Annotated in this window: 1 protein-coding gene; it reads left to right on the top strand. The window is 30.0% G+C overall.

The features are described from left to right. On the top strand, window positions 1–953 hold a 953-nt coding region (locus ACJJVO_RS00325), incomplete at its 5' end, for a transglutaminase domain-containing protein (RefSeq protein ID WP_405569022.1). Window positions 954–1092: the final 139 nt, after the last annotated feature.

The raw sequence follows: 1092 nt of genomic DNA, 5'->3' as shown, positions 1-1092 counted from the left end.
ACAAACACGTTAGCACACATATGAAAAAACGAACTTTAGTCATTTTACTATTTATCTTCTTCTCGACTTTGGGTTGGTCGCAGAATTATAAAAAAGTAGATTCTATAGTTTTGACATATCCTACGAAATTTAGTTCTGTAACAAAACTAGCTGATAGAATATCTTCAGATTTTTCAACTGATTTTGATAAAGTTCGAGCAATATATACGTGGATTGCCAACAATGTTGTTTATGACCCAACCGAATATGGGAAATATAATTTCTCTTATGAAACAAAATCGGAATTAGAAAAAAAAGAAATTAAATTTCAAAAGAAACTATCTACAAGAGTTATTTCGAAAAACAAAGCTGTTTGCGAAGGCTATTCAACCTTATTCAAGGTAATCTGCGACAACTTGGATATTAAGTCAAAAATAATCACTGGAGGTTCTAAAACGACAATAACAGATATTGGCAGAAGATACTATTCAAACCACGCTTGGAATATTGTAGAAATTGAGAACCGAAAATATTTAATTGATGTGACTTGGGGAGCAGGAACTTATAGAAACGGTTTCGAAAAAAATGTAGATTATTATTTTTACTTAACCGACCCAAATCAGTTTATAAAAAAGCATTATCCAGACAACTATGAAAACTCACTATTAACAGAAGAAATTGAAAAAGAAGACTTTTTGAATGGACCTCTTATTTACAACAACGATATTAAGATAAAAGAACCAAGTAGTGGAATAATAAAAAAAGCAGAAGTAAGTAAAGTTAAATTCAGTTTCAAAACAGATAAAGAAATGAATACTTTAACTTATAATATTGGAAAAGAAAATCACCAAGTGGATGTATTTGAGAAAAACGGAAATTTGGAATTTGAAATAGACTTATCTGACTTAAATAGACAAAAATCGTTAATTTTTTATTTTGACTATAAACCAATAATCGGATTTAAGATAAAATAAATACGTGTGCTAACACCGTGTATAATTAATTGCTTGGTTCTAGCCTACTTGCGAAAATTCCTGCGGAATTTTCACGGGTTCGTAAAAGTTTACTAATTTAGTTGCTAAACCACGCAACTAACCATACACAAAACCGTTG

Source organism: Winogradskyella sp. Asnod2-B02-A, from assembly GCF_045063645.1.
Taxonomy (GTDB): Bacteria; Bacteroidota; Bacteroidia; order Flavobacteriales; family Flavobacteriaceae; genus Winogradskyella.
This window is presented reverse-complemented; position numbering and strand designations above follow the sequence as displayed.